Genomic DNA, 24,404 nt, shown 5'->3' with positions numbered 1-24,404 from the left:
GGGCTGGGGCTCATCGCGCCGCCTCCCGCATGCGCGGATCAAATATGGCGTATGCGACGTCGGCGAGGAAGTTCAACAGCATGAAAATGAATCCCACGATGATGGTGCCGGCCACGATGGCGTTCATGTCGCCGATCATCAGCGCATTCGTCATGTATTGGCCGATGCCCGGCCAGGAAAAGACGATCTCCGTCACGACGGCGCCCTCGAGCAATCCGCCGTAGGAAATGGCCAGGATGGTGATCAGCTGCACGGCGATGTTCGGCAGGACATGGCGCCAGATCGTGCCGAGGGGGCTCACACCCTTGGCGCGGGCCGCAATGACGTAATCCTGGCTCAACTGCTCGAGCGTGAAGCTGCGGGTCATGCGCGTGATGTAGGCCATCGCGGCATAGGCGAGAATGATGGCCGGAAGGATGATATGGCCGAGGGCATTCCAGAAGATTTCCGTCTCGCCCTGCAGGAGGCTGTCGACCAACAGCAGCCCGGTCTGCGGCGTGACGAGACCTTCGTAAAACACATCGATCCTGCCTGGCCCGCCGACCCAGTTCAGGCCGGCATAGAAGATGATGAGGCCGACGATGCCGAACCAGAAGACCGGGATCGAATGACCGACGAGGGCGACCACGCGCGCTACCTTGTCGATCACACTGTCGCGAAACAGCGCCGCGACCAGGCCGAGCGGGACACCGACGAAGGTCGAGATGATCACGGCAAGTGTGGCCAGTTCGAATGTCGCCGGAAAGGCCTGGGCGAGGTCCGAAGAGACGGGATTGCCGGTCAGCACGGCCGTGCCGAAATTACCATGGGCGAGCCCGTTCAGATAGAGGAAGAACTGCTGATAGATCGGCAGATCGAGCCCCAGCCGCGTCCGCATCGCCGCATAGGCGGCGGGATCAGCGAGTTCGCCGACGATCGCGCCGACGGGATCCGCAGGCAGGACGCGGCCGATCACGAAGGTCACACAGAGGAGGATGAACAGGCTGACGAGCAAATGCGCCAGGCGTCGGCCAAATTCGGCTACAGAAAGTTCCTTCATGATCGGCTGCCTCAGGAGGATTACTGGGCTTCAGACTTCGTGACGTTCTCGAGACGCGTCAGCTGGGTCGGATGCCCCACATATCCTTGCACCTTGCTCGACAGGACAATCGGCTCGAAGCGTTCGAACATCGGCAGCACCGCCGGCTTTTGTTCGACGAACATCTTCTGCATCTCGACATAGAGCTCGCCGCGCTTCTTGGCGTCCGGCTCCATCGATGCCTTCGCCGTCAGAGCCGTGAGTTCGGGAATGTCCCAGGCCGAGCGCCAGACGAAGTTGCCGGCATTGTTGGCTTCCTTCGAGTTGTCGGGATTGGAGGAGAACTGCTCCATCGAGCCGAGCACGTTCGGCATATAGGCGCTGGTCTGCGGGATCAGCAGATCGAAATCCCTGGCGCGATGGGCGGCGATGATTTCCGAGCCGTTGCCCTGCTGGATGTCGATCTTGATGCCGACCTGGGCAAGCGACGCCTGGATGGCGGTGGCAAGGTCGATGCGCGGCGTCTGCGCGATCGTCTTCAGCGTTAGCGAGAAGCCGTCCTTGAACCCTGCTTCGGCCAACAGCTGCTTGGACTTTTCGACATCGAGATGCCAATCGGGGTTCGGGATCGCAGATTCGAAATTCTCCGGAACCGGAACGTTTCTCGCCCGCCCGTAGGGACCCATGATCGTCTTCTCGATGCCCTTATAGTCGATGCCATAAGCAATCGCCTCGCGCACCTTCGGATTGGACAGGTACTGATTGCCGGCATTCATCGACAGCACGTAGAAGCCGCCTGTCGGAATGCGCTGGATGGTAAAGCCCTGCTTGTCCTTGAAGGTCGCGAGGTCGGCGGCGGTCATGGCGCTGGCGATATCGATATCGCCGCGCTCGAGCATCAGCCGCTCGACCTGGCTTTCCGGGACATGGCGGACGATGACGCGCTTCATCTTCGGAGCGCCGGTGACATAATCCTTGTTGGCGTCGAGGATCACGAGTTCGTTCGGAGACCAGCGGTTCAGGGTGAATGGGCCGGAACCAGCCGAATGCGTGCGCATCCAGGCATTGCCATAATCATTGTCGGCGACGTGCTTCTCGACTTCGACGCTGTCGACGACGCTGGTGGTCGACGTCGTCAGCCGGTAGAGCAGCATTTCGGCGGTCACCTGGCCGGAAAAATCGATGCGCACCGTCTTGTCGTCGACTGCCGTGACGAGCTTGTCGACATTGGTCTTGTCGTAGCCGACGCGTTTGAGGTTGGCGGCGGCGGCCTGGTCGAGTTTCAGGAGCCGGCCCAGCGAATAGACGACGTCCTTCGCCGTCACCGGATTGCCGGACGCGAAATTGGCTTGACGCAGCGTGAAGGTGATGCTCCTGTCGTCGACCTTCCAGCTTTCGGCCAGCTGCGGCACGATCTTGCCATCCGGTGTGCTGTTGACCAGACGGTCGTAGAGGTTCGACATGATCTCGACCGCCTTGCCTTCGGTCGCCTGATGCGGATCGAGGGACAGGACCTGCGCCAGTGATGTCCCGATCACCAGCTGATCCCTAGGCGTGGCGGCGTGCGAGAGCGGCGCAGCGATCGTCAAGGCGCCGATGACGGCGCCGACGAACGGGCCTTTCGAAAAATGCTTCATTGTAACTCCTCCCTAGATTACTATAAGGGACATATTATGTCGTCCGTCTGTCGTATTATGATTTATCGAAGTCCAATTTGATTTGCAAGACCCGTGCGGAAGACGTGAGGCAAGGGAAATGGGGAAACGAGAATGACGACACTTGGCCGTGGTCGGCAAAGACTGGCGCAGCAGGTCATCGATCAGCTGCGAACGCAAATCGAGACAGGGAAATTGCGCGTCGGCGACCAGCTGCCGACCGAGCCGCAGCTCGAATCGACCTTCGGCGTCAGCCGCACCGTCGTGCGCGAGGCTATCGCGGATTTGAGGGCTGCGGGTTTCGTCCGGCCGATCCAGGGCAAGGGCGTGTTCGTCGCCGATCCGAAAGTTCATTCGGTCATGTCGCTGACGCCGGTGGAAATCAAAAGCATTCCGGAAACCCTGGAATTGCTGGAGTTCCGCATGGCTACCGAGGGTGAAGCGGCCGCGATTGCCGCCTATCGCCGCACCGCCGAGCAGGAAGCGGCGATCCGCGAAGCCAACCGCCGGATGGCGCAAATGATCGAAAGCGGACAGCAGACGGTCGAGGCCGATTATGCCTTTCACATGGCGATCGCGGCCGCCACCAACAATCGATTCTATGTCGACGTGTTGCGTCATTTCGGCCCGCGCGCCATCCCCCGCGGGCAGTTTCCGACGCTGCCGGAAGCCAATGACCGCGAGTATCTGCAGAAGGTCCATGCCGAACATGTGGAAATCCTGTCGGCCATCGCCGATCAGGATCCCGACCGCGCGCGCCAGACGATGCGCGCGCATTTAATGGCGAGCCAACGGCGTTATCGGATGCTCGCCGAACAGCAATAGGGCTCGACACTCTCCGAGATTCATATTATGTCATATGACATTGTTGGTTTTGGAGAGGTCTCTGATGTATCTTGGAACACAGGTGGCGGCGCGCGACGATGACGATTATCGGATCTTCGCGCAATTGGGGGTGAAGCATATCAGCGCCGATCCGCCGGGACAGCCGAGCAGCTGGACGCTTGCCGATATTGAACGCCATCGCGACAAGGTCGAGAGCTTCGGTCTGATCCTCGACATGATCCAGCTGCCCCTGCCCTCGCAGCCGATCGAGAAGGCTTCCTATCCCGACATCCTGCTTGCCGGGCCTGAGCGCGACCGGCAGATCGATGCGGTCTGCCAGATGATCGAGGATGTCGCGGCGGCCGGCATTCCGGCGGTCAAATACAATCTCAACCTGATCGGCATTCCGCGCACGCCGGATGAACCGGGACGCGGCGGGTCGATGAATGCGAGCTTTCGCTGGGAGAAGACCGACCAGCAGGCTGCGCCCGGCCTTGCCGGCGTACTCTCCGAAGACGAAAACTGGGAACGGATCGATTATTTCCTCGAACGCGTCGTGCCGGTCGCCGAGAGCAATCGCGTCCGGCTCGCCTGCCATCCGCACGATCCCTATACACCGCCCGGCTATCGCGGCGTCACACGCGTGCTCGGCACGGTGGAAGGGCTGAAGAAATTTGTGCAGATGCGCGAAAACCCCTATCACGGCCTCAATTTCTGCCAGGGCTCGGTTGGCGAGATGCTCGAAAATCCGCGCGAAGAGATCGACGACATCATTCGCTGGTTCGGAGAGCGCAACAAGATTTTCAACGTCCATTTCCGCAATATTCGCGGCGGCAAGCTGTCGTTCATGGAGACCTTCCCCGACGAGGGCGACATGGACATGGTCCGCTCGGCCAGGATCTACAAGGAAGTCGGCTACAAATACATGCTGATGCCAGACCACGTGCCGACCGTTAGCGGCAAGGACCCGTCCGCCACTGCATTTGCCTTTTGTTACGGCTACATCGCGGCACTTCTTCAAGTGCTCGAGAGCGCCTGACACCATCGATTTTCAACACCCAAGGAATAGGACGTCATGATGAACCCGATCGAATTGAAGAAGGCTGTCGGCAGCGGCCTGCTGTCGTTTCCGGTGACGCATTTCAACGATGAACTCAAATTCGACGAAGCAAAATACCGCCGTCATGTCGAATGGCTTGCCGGCTACGACGCCGCCGCCCTCTTTGCCGCCGGCGGCACGGGCGAATTCTTCTCCCTCAATCCGAGCGAGATTCCGCAGGTCGTCAAAGCCGCAAAGGCCTCGGCCGGCAAGACGCCGATCATCTCGGGGACCGGCTACGGCACGTCGCTCGCGATCGAGATCGCACAGGCGGCCGAGAAATCCGGCGCGGACGGATTGCTGCTTCTGCCGCCCTATCTGATGTTTGCCGAGCAGGCGGGTCTCATCGCCCACGTCAAGGCGGTCTGCCAATCGGTCGGCATCGGCGTCATCGTCTACAACCGCGACAACGCCATCCTGACTGCCGACAGCATTGCGCGGCTTGCCGAGGAATGCCCAACCCTGATTGGTTTCAAGGACGGTGTCGGCGATGTCGACAAGGTCATCGAGATCACCACGCGGCTCGGCGACCGACTCGTCTATGTCGGCGGCATGCCGACCCACGAGGTCTATGCCCAGGCCTATTTCGCCGCCGGCGTGACCACCTATTCCTCGGCAGTCTTCAATTTCGTCCCGGCGCTCGCCCAGCGCTTCTATGGCGCGTTGCGCAGCGGCGACCAGCCGACCGTCAACGAGATCCTGAAGAGCTTCTTCTTCCCCTTCGTCGCATTGCGCAATCGCAAGAAGGGCTATGCCGTCTCGATCATCAAGGCCGGGCTCCGCGTTCTCGGCCAAAACCCCGGCCCGGTTCGCCCGCCGCTGACGGATCTCACCCCGGAAGAACTAGCGATGCTGGCGAAGATCGTCGAGGCGAACGGCGTCGAACGGATCGCGGCGGAATAATAGGTTGGTGCTTGAGGGCGTATTCTGGACCCGAGGCTTGGGAAAGGGTATGCCGCAGCCTCTCGATTCCCTCTTCTCCCCGCTGGGGAGAAGAGATTGTGCCGCGCCCTCTCCGTTCATCGTCACGTTTGCGCACGTCCCCTCGCCCCGTTTACTGCAGAAAGCTAGGATAAGGGGCTGATCTCGGCAAATCTCCTGGGCTGAAAATATTGCCGCCCTAACCGCCCTCGCCTACAGCGCCACACCAGTGCCGCGGTCGAAAATATGCACCTGGTCGCTGGCGATGCTCGCCTCGAATACGGCGCCGTAGCGGGCGGGGTATTCGCCGTCGACGATCGCCGTCACCTGTTGTCCGGCAAGATCGAAGACTACATGGGTCTGGGCGCCTGTGGGTTCCACCAGCATCGTGCGGCCGGCGAGCGGTGTGCCGGCCGACAGGCCGGGAACGAGATGCTCGGGGCGCAGGCCGATAGTGACGGCCTGGCCGCGCCTGACCTTTCGGTCGGGCGCGATGCGGATCGCAGTGCCGTCGTCGAGACGAGCAGCCGGTTCACCGTTTTCGCCATCCACCGTGCCGTCGAGCATATTCATCGCTGGCGAACCGATGAAGGCGGCGACGAAAAGGTTGGCCGGCTTCTTGTAAAGTTCGAGCGGTGTTCCCTGCTGCTCCACCTTGCCCTGGTTGAGCACGACGATGCGGTCGGCCAGCGTCATTGCCTCGATCTGGTCGTGGGTGACATAGATCGAGGTCGTCCGGACCTTCTGGTGCAGCGTCTTGATCTCCGAGCGCATCTGCACGCGCAGTTTCGCATCGAGGTTGGACAAGGGCTCGTCGAACAGGAAGACGGCCGGATCGCGCACGATGGCACGGCCCATAGCGACGCGCTGGCGCTGGCCGCCGGAAAGCTGCGCCGGCTTGCGGTCGAGCAGTTTGGCGAGGTCGAGCATGCGGGCCGCTTCAGCGACGCGGGCCTCGATCTCCGGCTTGGCAACGCCGGCGAGCCTCAGATTGAAGCCCATGTTTTCGGCGACCGTCATGTGCGGATAAAGCGCATAGGACTGGAAGACCATGGCGATGTTGCGCTCGCGCGGCGTCATGGCGTTGACGACATTGCCGCCGATGGCAATCTCGCCGTCGGTGATTTCCTCGAGACCGGCGATCATTCGCAGCAGCGTCGACTTCCCACAGCCGGACGGGCCGACGAGCGCGACGAATTCGCCATCCTCGATATGAAGCGAAATGCCGTGGATGACGTCGACGGCGCCGTAGGCCTTGTTTACATCTTTCAGTTCAACGGATGCCATTGATGCAACTCCAACGGTTCGGCTCAGGACTTCACGGCGCCGGCAGTCAATCCGGCGATGATATGTCTCTGGGCGACAAAGAAAACGATGATCGTGGGAAGGATCGTGAGGGTGATGAAGGCCAGCACCAGCTGCCACTCCGTGCCGAATTCACCGCGATAGACCATGATGCCGAGCGGCCAGGGATATTTGGATTCCGAGTTCAGCATGATCAGCGGCAGGATGTAGCTGTTCCAGCTGCCGACGAAGGAGATAATGCTGACGGTGGCGACGATCGGACGGGAGAGCGGCAGCGAGATATGCCAGAAGAACCTCATATAACCGCAGCCGTCGACAAAGGCCGCCTGGAACAACTCCTCCGGAAGGTTGCGGAAATAGTTCCTGAACAGAAGGATGCTCATGCCGAGGCCGAAGGCGACCTGCGGCAGAACCACGCCCCAGTAGGTGTTCAGCAGGCCGAGGTCGCGGATGCGGATGAACAGCGGCAGGATCGCGGTCGCGGCCGGAAACATCAGCCCGAGCAGGAAATAGTTGAGCAGGAAGGACGATCCGAAGAAGCGCACATGGGCAAAGGCGAAGGCCGCCATCGAGGAGACGATCAGCGTCAAGAGCACGGTCAGTGCTGCGATGACAAGCGAATTGCCGATCTGCAGCCAGTAGCGCTCACCCAAGAGAATGTCAGTGTAATTCGCCCATTGCCATTCCGTCGGCAGGCCGAAGGGATTGGTGCGCAGGTCGCCCAGGGTCTTGAAGCCGCCGAGCGCCGTCGTCAGCAGCGGCACCAGCACGATCGCCGCGATCAGACTCAGCGACACGTAGAGATAGATGCGGGTGGATGTCCTCATGCGGATGGAAGAGCTCATATCAGTCATGGCGCATGAAGATCCTTTTGTAACCGAAGGCGAGTGTCACGCAGATGATGAAGAGCACCACGCCGACGGCGCTGCCCAGACCCACCTGCATGCGCATGACACCGTAGGTATAGAGGAAGGTGACCATCGTCTGCGTCGAGTTCGACGGCCCGCCGCCGGTCAGCGGCATGATCATGTCGAAGAGCTGCAGGGAGCCGACGACGGCGAAGAAGATCGACAGGCGCAGGGTGGAGCCGAGGAGCGGCAGCGTGACGTAGCGGAATTTCTGCCAGCCGGTAGCGCCGTCGATCTCGGCCGCCTCCAGCACGCTCTTGTCGACCGATTGCAGGCCGGCGATGAACAGCATCATGTGGAAGCCGAAATATTTCCAGACGATGACCCCGAGGATGGCATAGATCGCCACATCCTTGTCGGCGAGCACATAAGGATTGGCGAAACCGAAGAAGTTGGAAATGGCGGCAAACAGGCCGTAGTCGCCATCATAGACAAAGCGCCAGATAAGGCCTGCGGCAACGTCGGCCAGCACATAGGGCAGGAAGAAGATCAGGCGGTAAGCGACGACACCGGGAATGCGGTGGGCCAGCATGGTGGCCAGCCAGATGGCGAGCGGCACCTGGATGCAGATCGAGATGACGATGATCAGGCCGTTATTGACAAGCGCCTGGGTAAACGCCGCGTTGCGGAACAGTACCTGGAAATTGCGGAGGGCGATGAACTCTGTCGGCGTGCCGTAACCGTTCCACTTATAGAGGCTGTACCAGGCCGCCTCGCCCATCGGCATGATGACGAAGAGCGTGAAGAGCAGCAGCGCCGGTGGCAGAAACAGCAACAGCACGGTCAGGCGGTCGTGGGCGACCAAGCTCTTCCGGTTTGCGACTCGTCTTGCCGGCCTTGCGGCGCTCGGTGTCGATAGGACTGAGATATTGGCCATGGTTCCTGCTTTCGCATCTCGTCGGCAGCGGTACCGGCGCTCCCGATTGGCAGGAGCGCCGGAAGGTTCTGCGGGCGCTGGTTATTGTTCCAGTTCGAAAGCGTCCTGGATCATCTGGGCGCCGTCCTTGGAGTTCATCTGTCCGGAGACGATTTCCACCGAGACGTCGTTGACGACACGGCCGACGGCCGCACCGAGATCCTGGTCGAAGAAGTTCTGATGCCAGGTCGAACCCGCAAGCTGTTTGGCCGATTCGGCGAGCAGCGGGTTGACGACGCCGTCATCAGCGCCGACGGCAACAGGCAGGAGCATCCCGGCCTTGGCCATTGCCCGCTCGTTGTCCGCATTCGTCAGGAAAGCGAGGAAATCGATCGCTTCCTTGGAGGCCTTCTTGGTGAGCGCCCAGCCGTTCAGGCCACCAAGTGTATCAGTGGGCTTTCCGGCGCCGCCTTCAACCGTCGGGAAGACGAAACGGCCGATATTGTCGGGCGAAAGCCCCTTGCCGTCGCCGGCATTCTTGCGCTGGTTGGCCTCGGTCGCCTCGAAGCCGAGGATCATCGCCGCCTTGCCGTCGCCGAAAACGCCGAGCGTCTGCGGCCAGGTTGCGCCGAGATAGCCGGGCTGGAAAGGTTCGAGCTTGCCGAGCTCGGCGAGATCTTCGCCGGCCTTGATGATGGCCGGATCGAGGAAGCCTTCGCCCTCGCCCTTCTTGGCCGCGTCAAAGACCTTCTGGCCGCCTTCGCGCATGACGAGATAGCTCCAGTAGAAGTGGATCGGCCATTTCTCGCCGCCGCCGCCGGCGATCGGCACGATACCGGCCGCCTTGATCTTCTTCACCGCCTCAAGAAAATCCGTCCAGGTCTTGATGTCCTCGGCCTTGACGCCTGCCTTGGCAAACAGCGCCTTGTTATAGAAGAAGCTCACCAGGCCGACCTTGTAGGGGATCGCCCAGGTCTTGCCGTCGAAGGTCAGGCCGTCGACCGAGGCGGGCGTGTAGGCCTTGCGCAGCTTGCCGCCATCGGCATCGAGTGCTGCCGTCACATCCTGCAGCGCGCCGGTCTCGGACTGCTGCTTCAGGACGCCGCCGCCCCAGCTGAAAAAGAAATCCGGCACGTCGTCAGACTGCAGCAGCGTGGGAAGCTTGGCCTTGAAGGCCTCGTTTTCGAGAAACTGCATCTGGATGTCGACGTCGGGATGCCGGTCTTCGTATTTCTTGACGATGTCTTCCCAGGCGGCGACGTTCTTCGGATCGGTTTCGAGATGCAGCCACTTGACCACCGTCGTCGCCGAGGCAGCTCCTGCTCCGACCAGCAACATGCCGGCTGCCGCGGCCATGGATGCGATGCGCCTGCCGCCGAAAGCGGCGTTCTTCAGCATAAAATTCATGATTTTCCTCCCAGCGGACCTATCCTCACAATTTTTCCCCAATGCGGATTAATTCAGCGGACCTTGTGCCGGATGTCAACCCAATGCATTAATTTTTGCCAAATTCGCTTGACAGCTCCGTGGAATTGCCCGCTATTTAATTCGTAGCCCGTTATAAATATTGGCTTCAGCCAACCAAACGACTGCCGGCACATTTTCATGAAGACTGCAGATCCAGAATTGATGCGCGCGATCAACCGCTTGAACGTGCTCGATACCATCAGGCGCCATGGCCCGATCTCGCGCATCGAGATCAGCGAGCGGACGGAACTTTCCACCACCACCGTGTCCGCCATCACCGCCTCGCTGCTCGACGACGGGCTGATCCTGCCGCGCCACGAAGGCGATATCCGCAATGAGGCGGTGCGTGGACGGCCGCGCGTGGCGCTGGAACTCAATCCGGATGCCGCCCGCGTGGTCGGCGGCAAGATCGCCGCCAACCGGATGGTCTTCGTCGTCACCAATTTCCGCGGCGACGTGCTGTCGAAGCTCGCCCTGCCGATCCGCATCGACCGGCAGCCGATCGGGGTGATCGCCGATCTGGTCGAGGACGGCGTGAGGCGTTGCGTCGTCGATGCCGGGCTTTCGCTGGAGGATGTCGACAGCATCTGCCTCGGCTTTCCCGGCGTCATCGAACACCGCACCGGCTATGTCAGAAGCAGCCCGATCTTTCGCGACATCAATGTCGATTTCGCCGCGGAGATGTCGGCGCGGCTTGCAACGCCGACCATCGTCGAAAGCGACGCCCATGCCATTACGCTCGGTCATCACTGGTTCGGAAAGGCCCGCGACCTCGAGGATATGGTACTGATTTCGCTGGAACAAACGCTGGGGCTCGGCGTCCTGCACGGCAACCGCCTCTTCCGCGGCGCCGGCGGCCTCAGCCACAATCTCGGCGACCTCGTGCTCGGCATGGGACCGCAGGGCGTGGTGCGGCTCTTCAGCCAGGCAGGCGAAAGCGCCATCCTCGGCGAACAGCAGGCCGATGGGCGTTTTGCCGAAGCGATCCGTCTCGGGCGCGGCATGACGCATGCACAGGCGCTTATCAAGGCCGACGACGACCGGCTGATCGGCGCCGCCATCCGCGCCGGCGAGGCGGTGGGATTGACCATCGCCAATATCGTCACGCTGTTTGCGCCGCCCCGCGTCATCCTGGTCGGCTCCAGCCTGGCGCTCGGCGAACCCTTCTTGAACAGCCTGCGCGACGCCTATGCGCTTGCCATTCCGCCTTCGCTGCGCGGGGTGAGCGAACTCGTCTTCGACGATTCGAGCGATGATTTCTGGGCACAGGGCGCGGCAGCGGTGGCGCTCTACGAGCTCTACGAATCGCCCTGGAGCACCACCGGGCCGGCGCTCTGACGGGCGACACAATCAAGATAGATATGGAGGAATTCATGGAAAAGGTCGGTATCGGCATCATCGGATGCGGCAATATTTCGGGCGCCTATCTCACGGCGATGGCATCCTTTCCCATTCTCGACATCCGCGGCGTCGCCGATCTGAACCCGGATCTTGCCGAGGCCAAGGCGCGTGAGTTCAACGTTCCTGCCAAGACAGTCGAGGAGCTTTTCGCCGACGCGAAGGTCGAGATCATCGTCAATCTGACGATCCCGAAGGCCCATGTCGCCGTCGCCTTGCAGGCGCTCGAGGCCGGCAAGCATACCTATTCGGAAAAGCCGCTCGGGATTAATTTCGCGGAAGGGAATAAATTGGCGGAGGTCGCGCGCGCCCGCAATCTGCGGATCGGCGCCGCCCCCGACACCTTCCTCGGCGGCGGCCACCAGACGGCGCGCGCCCTGATCGACCAGGGTGTCATCGGCCAGCTGGTCGGCGGCTCGGCCACCTTCATGTGCCCGGGCCACGAGCGCTGGCATCCGAACCCGGCCTTCTATTACGAGGTGGGCGGCGGGCCGATGCTCGATATGGGGCCTTACTACATCACCGATCTGGTCAACCTTCTCGGCCCGGTTTCACAGGTCGCCGGTTTTGCGACGACGCCACAAACCGAGCGGCTTGTTACCAGCGAGCCGCGCAACGGCGAGCGTATTCCCGTGCACGTGCCGACCCATGTCGCCGGCATGATGGCTTTTGCCAACGGCGCGGTCGTACAGGTCGTCATGAGCTTCGATGTCGCCGGCCACAAGCATGTGCCGCTCGAAGTCTACGGAACCGAGGGCACGCTTATCGTCCCGGATCCCAACAAATTCGGCGGTCCTGTCGAATATCTGAAGAAGGGCGGCGCCTTCGAGGACCAGCCGGTCACCGCGCCCTATGCCGAAGGCAACTTCCGCTCGCTCGGCGTCGCCGATATGGCGCATGCGATCCGCTCGAACCGGCCGCACCGCGCCAATGGCGACCTGGCGCTGCACGTGCTCGAAGTCATGGAAGCCTTCCATACAGCGTCCGAGACTGGCCGGACGGTGACGATCACCACCGCAGTGGAGCGCCCTGCCCCCTTGTCGGAATCCATCGTCGACGGACGGCTGACGAAATAATTCAGGAGGAATGAGAATGCGTGAAGCACTGATCGTCTGGGGTGGCTGGAGCGGACACGAGCCGCAGGAATGCGCCGAAATCATCAAGACGATGCTGGAGGAAGACGGTTTCAAGGTCTACCTCGAACATGGAACCGAGGCGCTTGCCGACCCTTCGGTCCATGATCTCAGCCTCGTCGTGCCGATCATGACGATGTCGAAGATCGAGAAGGAGGAAGTCAAGAACCTCGCCGCCGCAATCGAAAGCGGTGTCGGCATCGCCGGCTATCACGGCGGCGCGGGCGATGCCTTCCGCGATTCCGTCGACTATCAGTTCATCATCGGCGGCCAGTGGGTGGCCCATCCCGGCAACATCATCGACTATACCGTCAACATCACCCGGCCGGACGATCCGCTGATGGAGGGGATTACCGATTTCCCTTACACCTCGGAACAATATTACATGCATGTCGACCCCTCGAACGAGGTTTTGGCCACGACCAGGTTTACGGGCGAACACGCCTACTGGATCGACGGCGTCGTCATGCCCGTCGTCTGGAAACGCAAATACGGCAAGGGCCGTGTGTTCTATTCCTCGCTCGGCCATCAGGCCAAAGAGTTCGACGTGCCGGAGATGAAGACGATCTTCCGGCGGGGTGCGAATTGGGCGGCGCGGTGAGATAGGGCTGTTCGGTTCGTGGGTTTGCCCTGCCCCTTGCATGTTCAATTCGCGCTGATTGATGATCGGTGCGCACTCCGGCGGATGGCCATCCGCCGGAGTGCGGACGGCCGGGACCGCAGGCCCCTTGGCTTGAACCGGGGATGAGATTGGTCCGGCCGTCCTCGCGTTTGTCCTGAACAGATGATGGGGAGCAAGTCCCGCATGCAAGGCAAGGTTTCGTTCCAAGAAGACGCGATGCCGGTAGTTTATGCCGGTGTGGACGTGAGTAAAGAGTGGCTTGATGTTCATCTGCATCCGCTGGGCGAAAGCCGGCGGTTTAGCAATGACAAGACCGGCATCGACCAGCTGAAACGGCTGCTGGCCAGGCATCGGCCCAAAAGCATCGTGATGGAGGCAACCGGTAAGTTCCATCGCCCCGCCCATCACTCGCTTTGGCTCGATGGCTTTGCCGTCGCCGTGGTCGATCCGTTGCGCGCGCGCATGTTTGCCCGCGCCTGCGGCTATCTCGCCAAGACCGATCGGCTAGATGCCCGTTTCCTGGCGCTCTTGGCCGAGAGCCTGCGCCCGCCGGCCGACACGCCGCCAAGTCCTCACATCGAGGCCTTGCAGGAGCTGGTCAATGCACGATCGGCAGCCAAATGCGACATCACCGCCCTGCAGAATCGCAGCAAGGCTGCCACCACTGCCTTTCTGCGCGGCGAACTCAACCGCCTTGTGCGACGGCTGGAACAGCATGTCGAACGTCTCGACAAAGAGATCGAACGATGTGTCGGCGAGGATCCGCAGCTCTGCCGCAAGGGCGAGATCCTCACCTCCATTCCCGGCATCGGCCGCGTCACGGCCCTGGCCTTGATGGCCGGCATGGACGAGTTGGGGACATGTTCGGGCAAACAGGCCGCCATGCTGGCAGGGCTTGCCCCAATCGCGAACGACAGCGGTGCACGAACCGGACGTCGTTCCATCCGCGCCGGCAGGCCCGCACCCCGGCGCGCGCTCTACATGGCCGCCTTGTCGGCATGTCGCTACAATCCCGCGCTTGCTCGTTTCGCAGACACGCTCAAAGCCACAGGAAAACCAGCCAAGGTCATCCTTGTCGCCATCATGCGAAAGCTGCTCGTGCTGGCAAACTGCCTTCTATCTCAGAACCGTCTCTGGACACCAAATCCGCCTTGACAGCCAACACAGATCCTCATCCGGCTGCCGCCACCTTCTTGGATGAAAAAAATGTAGGATATTGATGCTTGCCGGGCGGGTGGCCGCCCGCCCGGCAGCTGGTTGTCGGATCGTCACCTTCTTAGCCGTTTTGGGCTGTGGGGAGCAGGATCGCAACCGGCTCTTCATCTGGCCCGTGTGGTTGCAGGAACCTTGGGGTTCGTATCCAAGACAGGGACGACGAAGATGACCGATAATAGCATGATTTGTGCCGGAATCGATGTCGGCAAAAGCCATCTCGACATTGCCTCCATCCCGGTAAGGCAAGGCTGAGGGTCACGTACGACACCGCTGGCCTGAAGGCGCTTGACGCCTTTCTTCGAGAGCATGACGTCAGCCGCATCGGCTTCGAAGCCTCCGGCGGCTGTGAATGGCGGCTGCTGGCGCATCTGCGGGCCGGCAAGCGGCCGGCGGCGCGTCTGCAGCCGGCGCAGTTGCGCTTCTTTGCCAAGAGCCGGCTCAAGCGGGCCAAGAACGATCGGCTCGATGCCGTGCTGATTGCGTTGTTCACGGCAAGTCTCGAGCAGTTGCCGGCGCTGCCGGACGCACGCTTCGACAAGTTGGCCGCCGAACTGACCTATCTGGAACAGATCGAGCAGCAGATCGCGCTGGTCAAGACCTTTGCCGAGACCGCCTTGTCGGAGGCGATCAAACGCCGCCACCTGCGCGAGGTCGCCCGCCTCGAAACCTGCCGCAAGGCCCATCTGCTGCGGCTCGAAAAGACGGTTCGCGACGATTGCGACCTGGCGCAACGGCTCGATCTGCTGATCTCCATCAAGGGGATCGGGCTGCGCAGCGCCCTGTGCCTGATCATTCGGCTGCCCGAACTCGGCCATGCCAGCCGCGCCGAGATCGCCGCCCTTGCCGGCGTCGCACCCTATGACGACGATAGCGGAAAATATCACGGCAGACGCCGCATCCAGGGTGGTCGCGAACGCCTGCGAAAGAGCCTGTTCATGTGCGCATTCACGGCAACCCGGCACAATCCGGATCTCGCCGCTTTCTACACGCGCTTGCGTCAGAGCGGAAAGGAGCACCTGTGCGCCGTTATAGCCGTCGCCCGAAAACTCATCGTTCTCGCCAACACAATCCTCTTTCGCAAGACCGAATGGACGCCACAACACCGCAAGAATTAAACATGGTTGCTCCCCGCTTGCGGGGCGAAGGGACCATGCCGCAACCTCTCCGACCTCTCGCGAGGCAGGTCCCCTCGCCCCGTTTACGGGGAGAGGGCTAGGGTGAGGGGCAAGCGGCGATCTCAGCGCAAAATCAACGCCGTACCATAAAGTCCTAATGCAAAAACCGTATGCGCCAGCAGATTGAAACACCGCACCTTCATCGGCTTTGGATGTTTCGAAGCAGCCCAGCCTAGGCCGAGGCCCGGCTGCAGCAGGAACCACCCTGCCCCGACGGTGACGATGCCGAAGATCCAGGCGGGAAGAAATGTCGGTGCGGCGAACCATCCCTCACCGATGATGAGCGCAAAGATCACCCCATAGAGGATGCCGACGACGTAATGGCTGATCCAGCCGAGAGCGAGTTCATTCGCGTAAGGCGCAGCATCGGCAATGCTGTCATGAAAGACCTTGCCGCGGCCGAGATGCCAGAACCAGCGGCCGACCGGCGCCCAATTGGCGGGCGGCTGACCGAAGAACTTGGCAAGCACAATTGCCCAGAGGTCCATGAGGATGGTTGCGCCGGCGCCGATCGCCAGACCGCGCCATAAAATATCGAACATCGGGAATCACCGGAGAGCGTTTTGATAGAGGCGCCAGAGAACCATTGCAGAGGCGCTTGCGCAATGGTTTCGGCATGACATTCGCCGAGACATTGCGGCCAAGAGGCGCCGTCGATGGGGCAGCTGCTCCATCATCCGCAAAAAGGCATCGGTGCGGCCGCAAATTGATGCTTTTCGCAGGTAGCGTTATTCCCTACTCACTGTCTCGAGCGCTAATGAGAGGCGAACGGCAATGACAGTGCCATTTTACTGGAACGAACTGGTCAGCGACGACTTCGCGGGATTGTCTGCGGACACCACGATCGCCATCCTGCCGATCGCCTCGACCGAGCAGCACGGGCCGCATCTACCTGTTGCTACCGACGTCGCGATCGCAACCGGCATGCTTGCCGAGTTGCGGAAGCAGAAGCCCGCCGATCTCGATTGCCTGGTGCTGCCGACGCAGGAAATCGGCAAGGCCAATGAACATATTTACGGGCCGGGAACCTTGTCGCTTGGCGCCGAACTGCTCATTCCGGTCTGGACCGCGATCGGCGCAAAGGTTGCCGAAGCAGGCATCCGCAAAATGGTGATCGTCAATTCGCATGGCGGCAATGTCGATATCATGAGCATCGTGGCGCGCGAGCTGCGCGTGCGCTACGCCATGGCCGTCGTCTCCACGCAATGGGGCCGCTTCGGCCATCCGGACGGCATGATCGGCGAGCATGAGCTGAAATACGGCATCCATGGCGGCGAGGTGGAAACTTCGCTGATGCTGCATTTCCGGCCTGATCTGGTGCGGATGGAGAAGGCGCAGAATTTCAGCTCCAAGGCGGAATGGATGCGCGGGCAATCGAAATACCTTCAGCCGCTGCCGCCGCATTCGCTCGCCTGGATCGCGCACGATCTCAATCCCAACGGCGTCGTCGGCGACGCCTCGCTCGGGACGTCAGAAAAGGGCGAAGCCATCTGCCGCCATCAGGTCAGCGGCTTCATAGAGCTCCTCTATGACCTGAAGCGTTACCAGCTTTCCAATCTCTACTCGAAGTAAGGCGGTGGCTCACATCGCCGCGGAAGCATAGGCCGCGATGTGACCCTTGGCCTGCAGCTCCTGCACCAGGCCGGCCAGTTCGGCCAAGAGGTACTCAACAAACAGGCTGGTGGCGGAATCGAGCGGCGCGCGGGCGCGGGCAAAAAGCTTCATCGGCTGATGGCGCGCATGCGGCTCAGCGATCGGCCGGAAGACCAGTTCGCCCTGCCGGCATTCGGTGATGACGTCGAGCGGGTTCAGGATCGTCAGCCCCGCCCCCGATTTGACCAGTTTCTTCAGCATCTCCGAGGCATTGGTTTCGAGCACCGGTTCGACATGCACGTCGAGGCGCGCCAGGGCCAGATTGATCACGTCGCGCAGGCTGGTCCCCTGCTGCGCCAGCACCAGGCGCTCCTGGACGATATCGGCAAGGTTGATCGGACCGGGGCCGATCAGATGATGGCCGGGCGGCAGGACCACGCCGATCGGTATGTCGAAATTGCCGAGAGTGCGGATGCCGGGCGTTGCCGGGATATTGAAGCCGAGACCGATATCGACCTCGCCTGAAAGCACCGGGTTGACCGTCATCGTGCCGGCGTCGTTGCGCAATTGCATGAAGACGCGCGGATGTTCCGACTGGAACCGCGCGATGATCTCAGGCAGCGGCCCGGCCGCAAGGCCGACCGTCGTCACCAGCCGCACCTTGCCCGCCTGCTGCATCTTCAGGCTGCGAATGCGCCCCTCCAGCCGCTCGTAATTCTTCAGCACCTCGCGGATATGTTCGATGCAGAGCTCGCCGGCGGCGGTCAGGCGCAGCCCGCGCGGCAGGCGCTCGAACAGCGGCGCGCCCATTTCCTCCTCAAGTGCGAGAATTTGCCGGTTGATCGCCGAAGACGCCACATTCAGCCGTGCCGCTGCCTTGCGGATCGAGCCCGATCGCGCGATCTCGTTGATATAGAGAAGCTTTCTGGAGTGCAGCATCAGGACCTCGTTGCACAAAAATTAAGCACGCAGCGCAAAATAGGCACAGGCTTTGGGTGAGATGCCGAAAAGGCATCGTTGCGCACGAAATTTGATGCTTTTCAAAGAGCAAAGCAACCGCTCCTATGAAGAAAATCCGACGTCATCGCAGACGCCGAGAACTCCGAAGGGGAACGCTGATCATGCCCAATGTACTGAAGAATACGGTTTCCGCACTCATCGGCCTTGGCGGCATGTTCGCCGCCGCCGTCTCGGCCCATGGCGCCGACAAGGTAAGCTACGGCACCAACTGGCTGGCGCAGGCCGAGCATGGCGGCTTCTACCAGGCCGTGGCCGATGGCACCTATGCCAAATACGGCCTCGACGTCACCATCGTGCAGGGCGGTCCGAACGCCGCCAACAGCGCGCTTCTGATCTCCGGCAAGATCGATTTCTACATGGGTGGGCCGCAGGGCGAGATCTCGGCCGTCGAGCAGGGTATTCCGCTCGTCGATGTCGCGGCAATCTTCCAGAAGGATCCGCAGGTGCTGATTGCACATCCCGATGCCGGCATCGAGAAGTTTGAAGATCTCGCGAAGCTCAAGACTCTGTTCCTCGGCAAGGACGGCTATCTCACCTATTTCGAGTGGATGAAGGCGAACTTCAAAGGCTTCAGGGACGAGCAGTACAAGCCCTACAATTTCAGCCCGGCGCCCTTCCTTGCCGACAAGGATTCGGCGCAGCAGGGCTACCTTACCTCGGAACCCTACGAGATCCAGAAGCAGGCCGGATTCGAACCGAAAGTCTTCCTGCTCGCAGACAACGGCTACTCTCCCTATTCGACGATGATCACCACCACGCAAGCGATGATCGACAGTAAGCCGGATCTCGTCCAGCGCTTCGTCGATGCCTCGATCGAAGGCTGGTACCACTATCTCTATGGCGACAATGCAAAGGCCAATGAGCTGATCAAGAAGGACAATCCCGAAATGACGGATGGTCAGATCGCCTACTCCATCGCCAAGATGAAGGAATACGGCATCATTGAATCCGGCGACAGCCTCGACAAGGGCATCGGCTGCCTGACCGAGGCGCATTACAAGGCCTTCTTCGACGAAATGGTAGCGATCAAGGTGTTCAAGCCGGAGACGGATTACACCAAGGCCTTCACGACGAAATTCGTCTGCAAAGGCACGGGAATGGCGATGAAGAAGTAAGCCGCAGACGCCGCTTGCGATCCGCCGCCGACACGGCGGATCATTCCCCTGCATGAACGAGACAGGCAATGCCCCCAGCAGAAGCTCAGGCCCTATCACCGAAAGAGATGCGCAAGCGGCCGCTGGTCGTCATGCAATCGGTTTCGAAAGTCTTCTCCAGCGGAACCGTAGCCCTTTCGAACATGTCGCTGACCGTGGAAAGCGGTGAGTTCATCAGTCTGCTCGGTCCGTCCGGCTGCGGCAAATCCACCGCGCTGCGCATCATTGCCGGCCTCGGCAATGTGACCTCGGGCGCGATCGACTGGCCGAGTTCGCGCATCAACTCCAAGGGTCTCCCTGAGGGCGATATCAGCTTCGTCTTTCAGGAGCCGACGCTGATGCCCTGGAAGACCGTCTTCGATAACGTCCATCTGCCGCTGAAGCTGAAACATGTTTCGAAGGCTGCGGCGCACGATCGGATCCTGGAGACGTTGAGCACCGTCGGGCTTCAGGATTTCGCCAGCGCCTATCCGCGCGAACTCTCCGGCGGCATGAAGATGCGTGTGTCGATCGCTCGGGCGCTCGTGACCAGGCCGAAGCTCCTGTTGATGGATGAGCCCTTCGCAGCACTTGATGAGATCACCCGCCAGAGGCTGAACGACGACGTGCTGCGCCTCTGGAAGGTGACCGGCATCACCGTCATCTTCGTCACCCATTCGGTCTTCGAATCCGCCTATCTCTCGAACCGCATCGTCGTGATGAAGGCAAGGCCCGGGCGCGTTCATGCCGACCTGCCGCTGACGACGAGCCTGGAACGCGATGCCCATTACCGCACTTCGGAAGAATACCGCAGAGCTTGCGAGACGGTCTCGCATTCGCTGATCGGGGCGATCAACGCGGTGGAGGACCATCGATGAGTGACGAACCGGCCGCAGCGCCGCTGCTTGTCAAAACCACTGCAAACGCCCGGAGCCGCGATCTGGCGTTGCGCATCTTGATCCCCCTGCTGGTGATCGCGGCGCTGATCCTGATCTGGTCTGCCTATGTCAGACTGTCCGGCGTGCCGCCCTATATCCTGCCGGGCCCGGCCGCGGTCGCAAATGCCTTCGTGACCGATTGGGGCACGCTTGCCCCTGCCCTCTGGGTCACCACCAAGATCACGCTGGTATCGCTGATGCTGGCGCTCGTCGGCGGCGTCGGCTTTGCGATCTTCCTCGTGCAATCGCGCTGGATAGAACTCGCCTTCTATCCGCTCGCGGTCATTCTTCAAGTCACCCCGATCGTGGCGATCTCGCCGCTGATCCTGATCTATGCGCCGTCGACGCAGGTGGCGCTTCTCATCTGCGCCTTTCTCGTTGCCTTTTTCCCGATCCTTTCGAATATGGTGCAGGGGCTGAAAAGCGTCGACCATAATCTCATCAACCTGTTCGAGCTCTACGGCGCCTCACGCTGGCAGACGCTGCTCTTTCTCAAGCTGCCGGCCGCCCAACCCTATTTCATGACCGGTCTCAGGATCGGCGGCGGCCTGGCGTTGATTGCAGCCGTCGTCGCCGAGTTTGCCGCGGGCTCGGCGGGCGCCGGCTCTGGCCTCGCCTTCCGGCTCCTCGAAGCGCAATACCGGCTCAATATTCCGCGCCTCTTTGCGGCGCTGCTGATGCTCTCGCTGCTCGGCGTGGCGATCTTCGCCGTCACCTCCTTCATTTCGTGGCTTGCCCTGCACCGCTGGCACGAGAGCAGCCTGAAACGGGAAAACTGATGACCTATTCCTTCATCTCACCGCCCAATGCCGGCCGCTTCGTGCTGAGCAATGCGACTCTGCCTGCAGCTGCCGTCACCGGTTATGACGCACCTGCCGTCGAGGGGCTCGTGCGGGCCGATATCGTCATCGCCGACGGTGTGATTTCCGCCCTGTTGCCGCCCGGCGGAGCGCCCGCCGAAATTGCGAAATCCGACCTCAAGGAAGGCATGGTCTGGCCCTGCTTCGCCGACATGCATACGCATCTCGACAAGGGCCACATCTGGCCGCGCAACGCCAATCCGGACGGCACGTTCCCGGGGGCATTGGAGGCCGTGCGCGCAGACCGCGAGGCAAACTGGTCGGCCGCCGACGTCAAGAAGCGCATGGAGTTCTCGCTGCGCTGCGCCTACGCACACGGCACCAGCCTCATTCGAACCCATCTCGATTCGCTTGCGCCGCAGCACCGCATTTCATTCGAGGTCTTTGCCGAAATGCGCGATGTCTGGAAGGACAGGATCGCCTTACAGGCGGTGGCGCTGTTTCCGATGGAAAACATGGCGGACGCCGCCTATTTCGCCGATCTCGTCACTGTGGTCCGCGAAAAGGGCGGGCTGATCGGCGGCGTCACCCGGATGAGCGGCGATCTCGACAGCCAGCTCGACATGTTGTTCAGGGTTGCGGCTGATAATGGCCTCGATGTCGACCTTCATGTCGACGAGACCGACGATCCGGCTGCGGAAACCCTGAAGGCGATCGCGCAAGCCGTGCTGCGCAACCGCTTCGGCGGCAAGGTGACGGCCGGCCATTGCTGCTCGCTCGCCCGCCAGGACGAGGAGACGGCAAAACGCACGGTCGATCTCGTCGCAGAGGCCCGTCTCGCCATCGTCTCGCTGCCGATGTGCAACACGTATCTGCAGGACCGCTATTCCGGCCGCACTCCGCGCTGGCGCGGCGTCACACTTTTCCACGAACTGGCGGCAGCCGGCGTCGCAACGGCGGTCGCCTCCGACAATACCCGCGACCCGTTTTATGCCTATGGCGATCTCGACCCGGTGGAAGTGTTCCGCGAGGCGGTCCGCATCCTGCATCTCGACCATCCGCTGGATAAGGCCGCACGGGTTGTCACCACCTCGCCCGCCGATATTCTCGGCCGACCGGATATGGGGCGCATCGCCGTCGGCACTGCAGCTGATCTCGTGCTCTTCAGCGCCAGGCGCTGGAGCGAATTTCTTTCCCGTCCGCAGTCCGACCGCGTCGTCCTTCGACGCGGCAAGGTGATCGACCGCAGCCTGCCGGACTATCGTGAACTCGACAGCGTCGTTGGAGCCTGACATGCCGGATTATCAGACGATCAAAAAGGAACTCGAAGGCATCGCCATAGAAGACAATCCGGCGCTGGTGCGCCAGAAGAGCCGTGACTTCTACTGGTATTCGCCGATCCTGAAGGCGCAGCTTGACAATGTGACGGCCGATCTCGTCGTCACGCCGAAAAACGAAGAAGAGGTCATCCGGACGCTGAAGGTCGCCTTCGCGCATGGCGTGCCGGTCACGCCGCGCGGCGGCGGCACCGGCAATTACGGCCAGGCGATGCCGCTTTCCGGCGGGATCGTGCTGAACCTTGCCGCCATGGACAAGATCAAGGAAATTCATCCCGGCCGGGTGATCTGCGAGCCGGGCATCATCATCGCCCAGCTCGACAAGCAGACCAAAGCTCATTCCGGCCAGGAACTGCGGTTCCATCCCTCGACGGCGCAGATGGCGACGGTCGGCGGCTTCATCGCCGGCGGCTCCGGCGGCGTCGGCTCGATCACCTGGGGCGGCTTGCGCGATCTCGGCAATATTCTGCGCCTGCGCGTCGTCACCATGGAGGCCGAGCCGCGCGTGCTCGATCTCACCGGCTGGGACCTGCAGAAGGTCAGTCACGCTTATGGCACCAACGGCGTCATCACCGAGATCGAAATGCCGCTGGCGCCTGCCTATGATTGGGTGGACGTTCTCGTCGGCTATGACGACTTCATGGCTGCCGTGCGCTTCTCCGATGCGCTTGCCAAATGCAACGGCATCCTCGTCAAGGAGATCGCCCCGATCGCCGCGCCGATCCCGTACGACTATTTCACCCGCCACAAGCCCTATATCCGCAAGGGGCAGTCGGTGGTGGTGCTGATGATCGCGCCGCATGCGATGGACGCCTTCCTGGCCTTCACCTCGGCCCATAAGGGCGAAGTGATCTTCCGCTCCGACAAGGTCGAGAGCATGAAGGGCATCCCGCATGCCTATGAACTTGCCTGGAACCACACGACGCTGCGGGCGCTGAAGGTCGATCCTGGGTTCACCTATCTGCAGGTTCAGTACCCCGGGCCGGATCACGTGGCCAAGGTTGCCAAGATGGTGGAGATCTTCGGCGACGAGGTTCCCGGCCATCTCGAATTCATCAAATTCGACGGGCAGATCCAGTGCTCCGGCCTTCCGCTGGTGCGCTATACCACGGAAGAGCGCCTTGAAGAAATCATCCGGATCCACCAGGATCACGGCTGCCCGATCTTCAACCCGCACCGCTACACGCTCGAGGAAGGCGGCATGAAGCGCACCGACAAGGTACAGCTTGCCTTCAAGCACGAAACCGATCCGAAAGGGCTTCTGAATCCCGGCAAGATGATCGCCTGGGAGAACCCGGACTTCGATTTCAATGCCGGCAAGAACTATCTCTTCCCCGGCCTTGCGGGCCTTATGGAGGCCTCATGAGGGTGCTCGTGCTGCATTCGCATCCGGTGGAGGAAAGCTACGGCAAAGCGCTCTATAAGCAGACGCTGGAAAGCCTGCGCAAAGCCGGCCATGACGTGGACGGATGCGATCTCTACGCCGAGAATTTCGATCCCGTTCTCTCCCGGCATGACCGGCTCGCCTATCACGACTACCCCGACAATATCGCGCTGGTGAAATCCTATGTTGAGCGGCTGAAGCGGGCCGAAGGGCTGGTGCTGGTCACGCCGATCTGGAATTTTGGCTTCCCGGCAATATTGAAGGGCTATTTTGATCGCGTCTGGCTTCCCGGCGTCTCGTTCGAACTGGTCGACGGCAAGGTGGAATCGCGGCTGCGCCATATCAGGAAGCTTGCCGCCGTTCTGACTTATGGCGCAACGCCGTTCCGTGCCTTCGTGGCCGGCAACCCGCCGAAGAAGATCGTCAAGCGTGTGCTGCGAGCCCAGATCAACCCGCTACGGCCGGTCTCCTTTCTTGCCCACTACGACATGAACAACTGCACTGAGGAAACCCGGACGCGGTTTCTGGAGAAGGTGAAAAACGCCATGGAGCGCTACTGAACCTCCGGCCGCGACAATGACATCCTCGTCCAAGTAGGGAAT

The 24,404-nt window shown here is 61.3% G+C and carries 23 protein-coding genes; 15 read left to right on the top strand and 8 right to left on the bottom strand.

Features of this window, described 5'->3' with window-relative positions:
• Positions 1–10: 10 nt before the first annotated feature.
• Both NXC14_RS10735 and NXC14_RS10730 read right to left on the bottom strand, forming a co-directional pair.
• A complete protein-coding gene (locus NXC14_RS10735; protein WP_085778124.1) occupies positions 11–1,039 on the bottom strand; it encodes an ABC transporter permease in 1,029 nt (342 codons plus the stop codon).
• 20 nt (positions 1,040–1,059) lie between these two features.
• Positions 1,060–2,655: an ABC transporter substrate-binding protein gene (locus NXC14_RS10730; protein WP_085778123.1), complete on the bottom strand. Its 1,596-nt coding sequence runs from the start codon at positions 2,653–2,655 to the stop codon at positions 1,060–1,062.
• A gap of 132 nt (positions 2,656–2,787) precedes the next feature.
• Here NXC14_RS10730 and NXC14_RS10725 point away from each other — a divergent pair, with 132 nt between their 5' ends.
• From NXC14_RS10725 to kdgD, 3 genes are all read left to right on the top strand, one after another.
• Positions 2,788–3,498, top strand: coding sequence for a FadR/GntR family transcriptional regulator (locus NXC14_RS10725; RefSeq protein ID WP_085778122.1), 711 nt, complete (start codon positions 2,788–2,790; stop codon positions 3,496–3,498).
• 64 nt (positions 3,499–3,562) lie between these two features.
• Positions 3,563–4,537, top strand: a complete 975-nt coding sequence (locus NXC14_RS10720) for a mannonate dehydratase (protein WP_085778121.1) — start codon at positions 3,563–3,565, stop codon at positions 4,535–4,537.
• Positions 4,538–4,573: 36 nt separating this feature from the next.
• Entirely contained in the window at positions 4,574–5,500 is a 927-nt protein-coding gene (gene kdgD / locus NXC14_RS10715; RefSeq protein ID WP_085778120.1) for a 5-dehydro-4-deoxyglucarate dehydratase, read from the top strand.
• A 231-nt stretch (positions 5,501–5,731) separates the two neighbouring features.
• On the opposite strand, the gene ugpC is transcribed toward kdgD, so the two are convergent.
• From ugpC to NXC14_RS10695, 4 genes are all read right to left on the bottom strand, one after another.
• Positions 5,732–6,805, bottom strand: coding sequence for a sn-glycerol-3-phosphate ABC transporter ATP-binding protein UgpC (gene ugpC, locus NXC14_RS10710; RefSeq protein ID WP_085778119.1), 1,074 nt, complete (start codon positions 6,803–6,805; stop codon positions 5,732–5,734).
• Between the two features lie 23 nt (positions 6,806–6,828).
• Positions 6,829–7,677 carry a carbohydrate ABC transporter permease gene (locus NXC14_RS10705; protein WP_085778118.1) on the bottom strand — a complete coding sequence of 283 codons (849 nt, stop codon included), beginning with the start codon at positions 7,675–7,677 and terminating at the stop codon, positions 6,829–6,831.
• Entirely contained in the window at positions 7,670–8,608 is a 939-nt protein-coding gene (locus tag NXC14_RS10700; RefSeq protein WP_085778117.1) for a sugar ABC transporter permease, read from the bottom strand. Before NXC14_RS10700 ends, NXC14_RS10705 begins: the two co-directional genes overlap by 8 nt.
• Before the next feature lie 81 nt (positions 8,609–8,689).
• Positions 8,690–9,994 (bottom strand): extracellular solute-binding protein, encoded by a 1,305-nt coding sequence (locus tag NXC14_RS10695; RefSeq protein ID WP_085778116.1) that lies wholly within the window; start codon positions 9,992–9,994, stop codon positions 8,690–8,692.
• 198 nt (positions 9,995–10,192) lie between these two features.
• On the opposite strand from NXC14_RS10695, the gene NXC14_RS10690 reads away from it, so the two are divergent.
• From NXC14_RS10690 to NXC14_RS10670, 5 genes are all read left to right on the top strand, one after another.
• Positions 10,193–11,392 carry an ROK family transcriptional regulator gene (locus tag NXC14_RS10690; protein ID WP_085778115.1) on the top strand — a complete coding sequence of 400 codons (1,200 nt, stop codon included), beginning with the start codon at positions 10,193–10,195 and terminating at the stop codon, positions 11,390–11,392.
• A gap of 35 nt (positions 11,393–11,427) precedes the next feature.
• Entirely contained in the window at positions 11,428–12,528 is a 1,101-nt protein-coding gene (locus tag NXC14_RS10685) for a Gfo/Idh/MocA family oxidoreductase (RefSeq protein WP_085780063.1), read from the top strand.
• A 16-nt stretch (positions 12,529–12,544) separates the two neighbouring features.
• On the top strand, positions 12,545–13,186 hold the full coding sequence (locus tag NXC14_RS10680) for a ThuA domain-containing protein (RefSeq protein WP_085778114.1): 642 nt from the start codon (positions 12,545–12,547) through the stop codon (positions 13,184–13,186).
• Positions 13,187–13,390: 204 nt separating this feature from the next.
• Positions 13,391–14,362 carry an IS110 family transposase gene (locus tag NXC14_RS10675; RefSeq protein WP_085778113.1) on the top strand — a complete coding sequence of 324 codons (972 nt, stop codon included), beginning with the start codon at positions 13,391–13,393 and terminating at the stop codon, positions 14,360–14,362.
• Positions 14,363–14,607: 245 nt separating this feature from the next.
• Positions 14,608–15,537 carry a transposase gene (locus NXC14_RS10670; RefSeq protein ID WP_157131399.1) on the top strand — a complete coding sequence of 310 codons (930 nt, stop codon included), beginning with the start codon at positions 14,608–14,610 and terminating at the stop codon, positions 15,535–15,537.
• Between the two features lie 122 nt (positions 15,538–15,659).
• Here NXC14_RS10670 and NXC14_RS10665 read toward each other — a convergent pair whose 3' ends face one another.
• Complete coding sequence (locus NXC14_RS10665) at positions 15,660–16,139, bottom strand: DUF2938 domain-containing protein (RefSeq protein WP_085778112.1); 480 nt, start codon at positions 16,137–16,139, stop codon at positions 15,660–15,662.
• A gap of 232 nt (positions 16,140–16,371) precedes the next feature.
• Between NXC14_RS10665 and NXC14_RS10660 the strand changes: the two genes are divergently transcribed.
• The gene (locus NXC14_RS10660) at positions 16,372–17,169 is read left to right on the top strand and encodes a creatininase family protein (RefSeq protein ID WP_085778111.1); all 798 of its coding nucleotides are present in this window, start codon (positions 16,372–16,374) and stop codon (positions 17,167–17,169) included.
• Positions 17,170–17,178: 9 nt separating this feature from the next.
• On the opposite strand, the gene NXC14_RS10655 is transcribed toward NXC14_RS10660, so the two are convergent.
• Positions 17,179–18,129, bottom strand: coding sequence for a LysR family transcriptional regulator (locus NXC14_RS10655; protein WP_085778110.1), 951 nt, complete (start codon positions 18,127–18,129; stop codon positions 17,179–17,181).
• A 182-nt stretch (positions 18,130–18,311) separates the two neighbouring features.
• On the opposite strand from NXC14_RS10655, the gene NXC14_RS10650 reads away from it, so the two are divergent.
• From NXC14_RS10650 to NXC14_RS10625, 6 genes are all read left to right on the top strand, one after another.
• A complete protein-coding gene (locus NXC14_RS10650; RefSeq protein WP_085778109.1) occupies positions 18,312–19,325 on the top strand; it encodes an ABC transporter substrate-binding protein in 1,014 nt (337 codons plus the stop codon).
• 68 nt (positions 19,326–19,393) lie between these two features.
• Positions 19,394–20,221, top strand: a complete 828-nt coding sequence (locus NXC14_RS10645; protein WP_085778108.1) for an ABC transporter ATP-binding protein — start codon at positions 19,394–19,396, stop codon at positions 20,219–20,221.
• The gene (locus tag NXC14_RS10640; RefSeq protein WP_085778107.1) at positions 20,218–21,060 is read left to right on the top strand and encodes an ABC transporter permease; all 843 of its coding nucleotides are present in this window, start codon (positions 20,218–20,220) and stop codon (positions 21,058–21,060) included. Before NXC14_RS10645 ends, NXC14_RS10640 begins: the two co-directional genes overlap by 4 nt.
• Entirely contained in the window at positions 21,060–22,373 is a 1,314-nt protein-coding gene (locus NXC14_RS10635; protein ID WP_085778106.1) for a cytosine deaminase, read from the top strand. The genes NXC14_RS10640 and NXC14_RS10635 overlap by 1 nt, the downstream gene beginning before the upstream one ends.
• A gap of 1 nt (position 22,374) precedes the next feature.
• A complete protein-coding gene (locus NXC14_RS10630; RefSeq protein WP_085778105.1) occupies positions 22,375–23,784 on the top strand; it encodes an FAD-binding oxidoreductase in 1,410 nt (469 codons plus the stop codon).
• On the top strand, positions 23,781–24,362 hold the full coding sequence (locus NXC14_RS10625; RefSeq protein WP_085778104.1) for an NAD(P)H-dependent oxidoreductase: 582 nt from the start codon (positions 23,781–23,783) through the stop codon (positions 24,360–24,362). The genes NXC14_RS10630 and NXC14_RS10625 overlap by 4 nt, the downstream gene beginning before the upstream one ends.
• Positions 24,363–24,404: the final 42 nt, after the last annotated feature.

Source organism: Rhizobium sp. NXC14 (assembly GCF_002117485.1).
Taxonomy (GTDB): domain Bacteria; phylum Pseudomonadota; class Alphaproteobacteria; order Rhizobiales; family Rhizobiaceae; genus Rhizobium.
This window is presented reverse-complemented; position numbering and strand designations above follow the sequence as displayed.

What these genes read in the sequence shown, in the direction of transcription:
- NXC14_RS10720 (WP_085778121.1), top strand. Translation starts at nt 3,563, where the DNA reads ATGTATCTTGGAACACAGGTGGCGGCGCGCGACGATGACGATTATCGG.
- NXC14_RS10665 (WP_085778112.1), bottom strand. Translation starts at nt 16,139, where the DNA reads ATGTTCGATATTTTATGGCGCGGTCTGGCGATCGGCGCCGGCGCAACC.
- NXC14_RS10735 (WP_085778124.1), bottom strand. Translation starts at nt 1,039, where the DNA reads ATGAAGGAACTTTCTGTAGCCGAATTTGGCCGACGCCTGGCGCATTTG.
- NXC14_RS10625 (WP_085778104.1), top strand. Translation starts at nt 23,781, where the DNA reads ATGAGGGTGCTCGTGCTGCATTCGCATCCGGTGGAGGAAAGCTACGGC.
- NXC14_RS10685 (WP_085780063.1), top strand. Translation starts at nt 11,428, where the DNA reads ATGGAAAAGGTCGGTATCGGCATCATCGGATGCGGCAATATTTCGGGC.
- NXC14_RS10675 (WP_085778113.1), top strand. Translation starts at nt 13,391, where the DNA reads ATGCAAGGCAAGGTTTCGTTCCAAGAAGACGCGATGCCGGTAGTTTAT.
- NXC14_RS10630 (WP_085778105.1), top strand. Translation starts at nt 22,375, where the DNA reads ATGCCGGATTATCAGACGATCAAAAAGGAACTCGAAGGCATCGCCATA.
- kdgD (WP_085778120.1), top strand. Translation starts at nt 4,574, where the DNA reads ATGATGAACCCGATCGAATTGAAGAAGGCTGTCGGCAGCGGCCTGCTG.
- NXC14_RS10650 (WP_085778109.1), top strand. Translation starts at nt 18,312, where the DNA reads ATGCCCAATGTACTGAAGAATACGGTTTCCGCACTCATCGGCCTTGGC.
- NXC14_RS10645 (WP_085778108.1), top strand. Translation starts at nt 19,394, where the DNA reads ATGCCCCCAGCAGAAGCTCAGGCCCTATCACCGAAAGAGATGCGCAAG.
- NXC14_RS10705 (WP_085778118.1), bottom strand. Translation starts at nt 7,677, where the DNA reads ATGACTGATATGAGCTCTTCCATCCGCATGAGGACATCCACCCGCATC.
- NXC14_RS10690 (WP_085778115.1), top strand. Translation starts at nt 10,193, where the DNA reads ATGAAGACTGCAGATCCAGAATTGATGCGCGCGATCAACCGCTTGAAC.
- NXC14_RS10730 (WP_085778123.1), bottom strand. Translation starts at nt 2,655, where the DNA reads ATGAAGCATTTTTCGAAAGGCCCGTTCGTCGGCGCCGTCATCGGCGCC.
- NXC14_RS10640 (WP_085778107.1), top strand. Translation starts at nt 20,218, where the DNA reads ATGAGTGACGAACCGGCCGCAGCGCCGCTGCTTGTCAAAACCACTGCA.
- NXC14_RS10700 (WP_085778117.1), bottom strand. Translation starts at nt 8,608, where the DNA reads ATGGCCAATATCTCAGTCCTATCGACACCGAGCGCCGCAAGGCCGGCA.
- NXC14_RS10680 (WP_085778114.1), top strand. Translation starts at nt 12,545, where the DNA reads ATGCGTGAAGCACTGATCGTCTGGGGTGGCTGGAGCGGACACGAGCCG.
- NXC14_RS10695 (WP_085778116.1), bottom strand. Translation starts at nt 9,994, where the DNA reads ATGAATTTTATGCTGAAGAACGCCGCTTTCGGCGGCAGGCGCATCGCA.
- NXC14_RS10655 (WP_085778110.1), bottom strand. Translation starts at nt 18,129, where the DNA reads ATGCTGCACTCCAGAAAGCTTCTCTATATCAACGAGATCGCGCGATCG.
- NXC14_RS10635 (WP_085778106.1), top strand. Translation starts at nt 21,060, where the DNA reads ATGACCTATTCCTTCATCTCACCGCCCAATGCCGGCCGCTTCGTGCTG.
- ugpC (WP_085778119.1), bottom strand. Translation starts at nt 6,805, where the DNA reads ATGGCATCCGTTGAACTGAAAGATGTAAACAAGGCCTACGGCGCCGTC.
- NXC14_RS10725 (WP_085778122.1), top strand. Translation starts at nt 2,788, where the DNA reads ATGACGACACTTGGCCGTGGTCGGCAAAGACTGGCGCAGCAGGTCATC.
- NXC14_RS10660 (WP_085778111.1), top strand. Translation starts at nt 16,372, where the DNA reads ATGACAGTGCCATTTTACTGGAACGAACTGGTCAGCGACGACTTCGCG.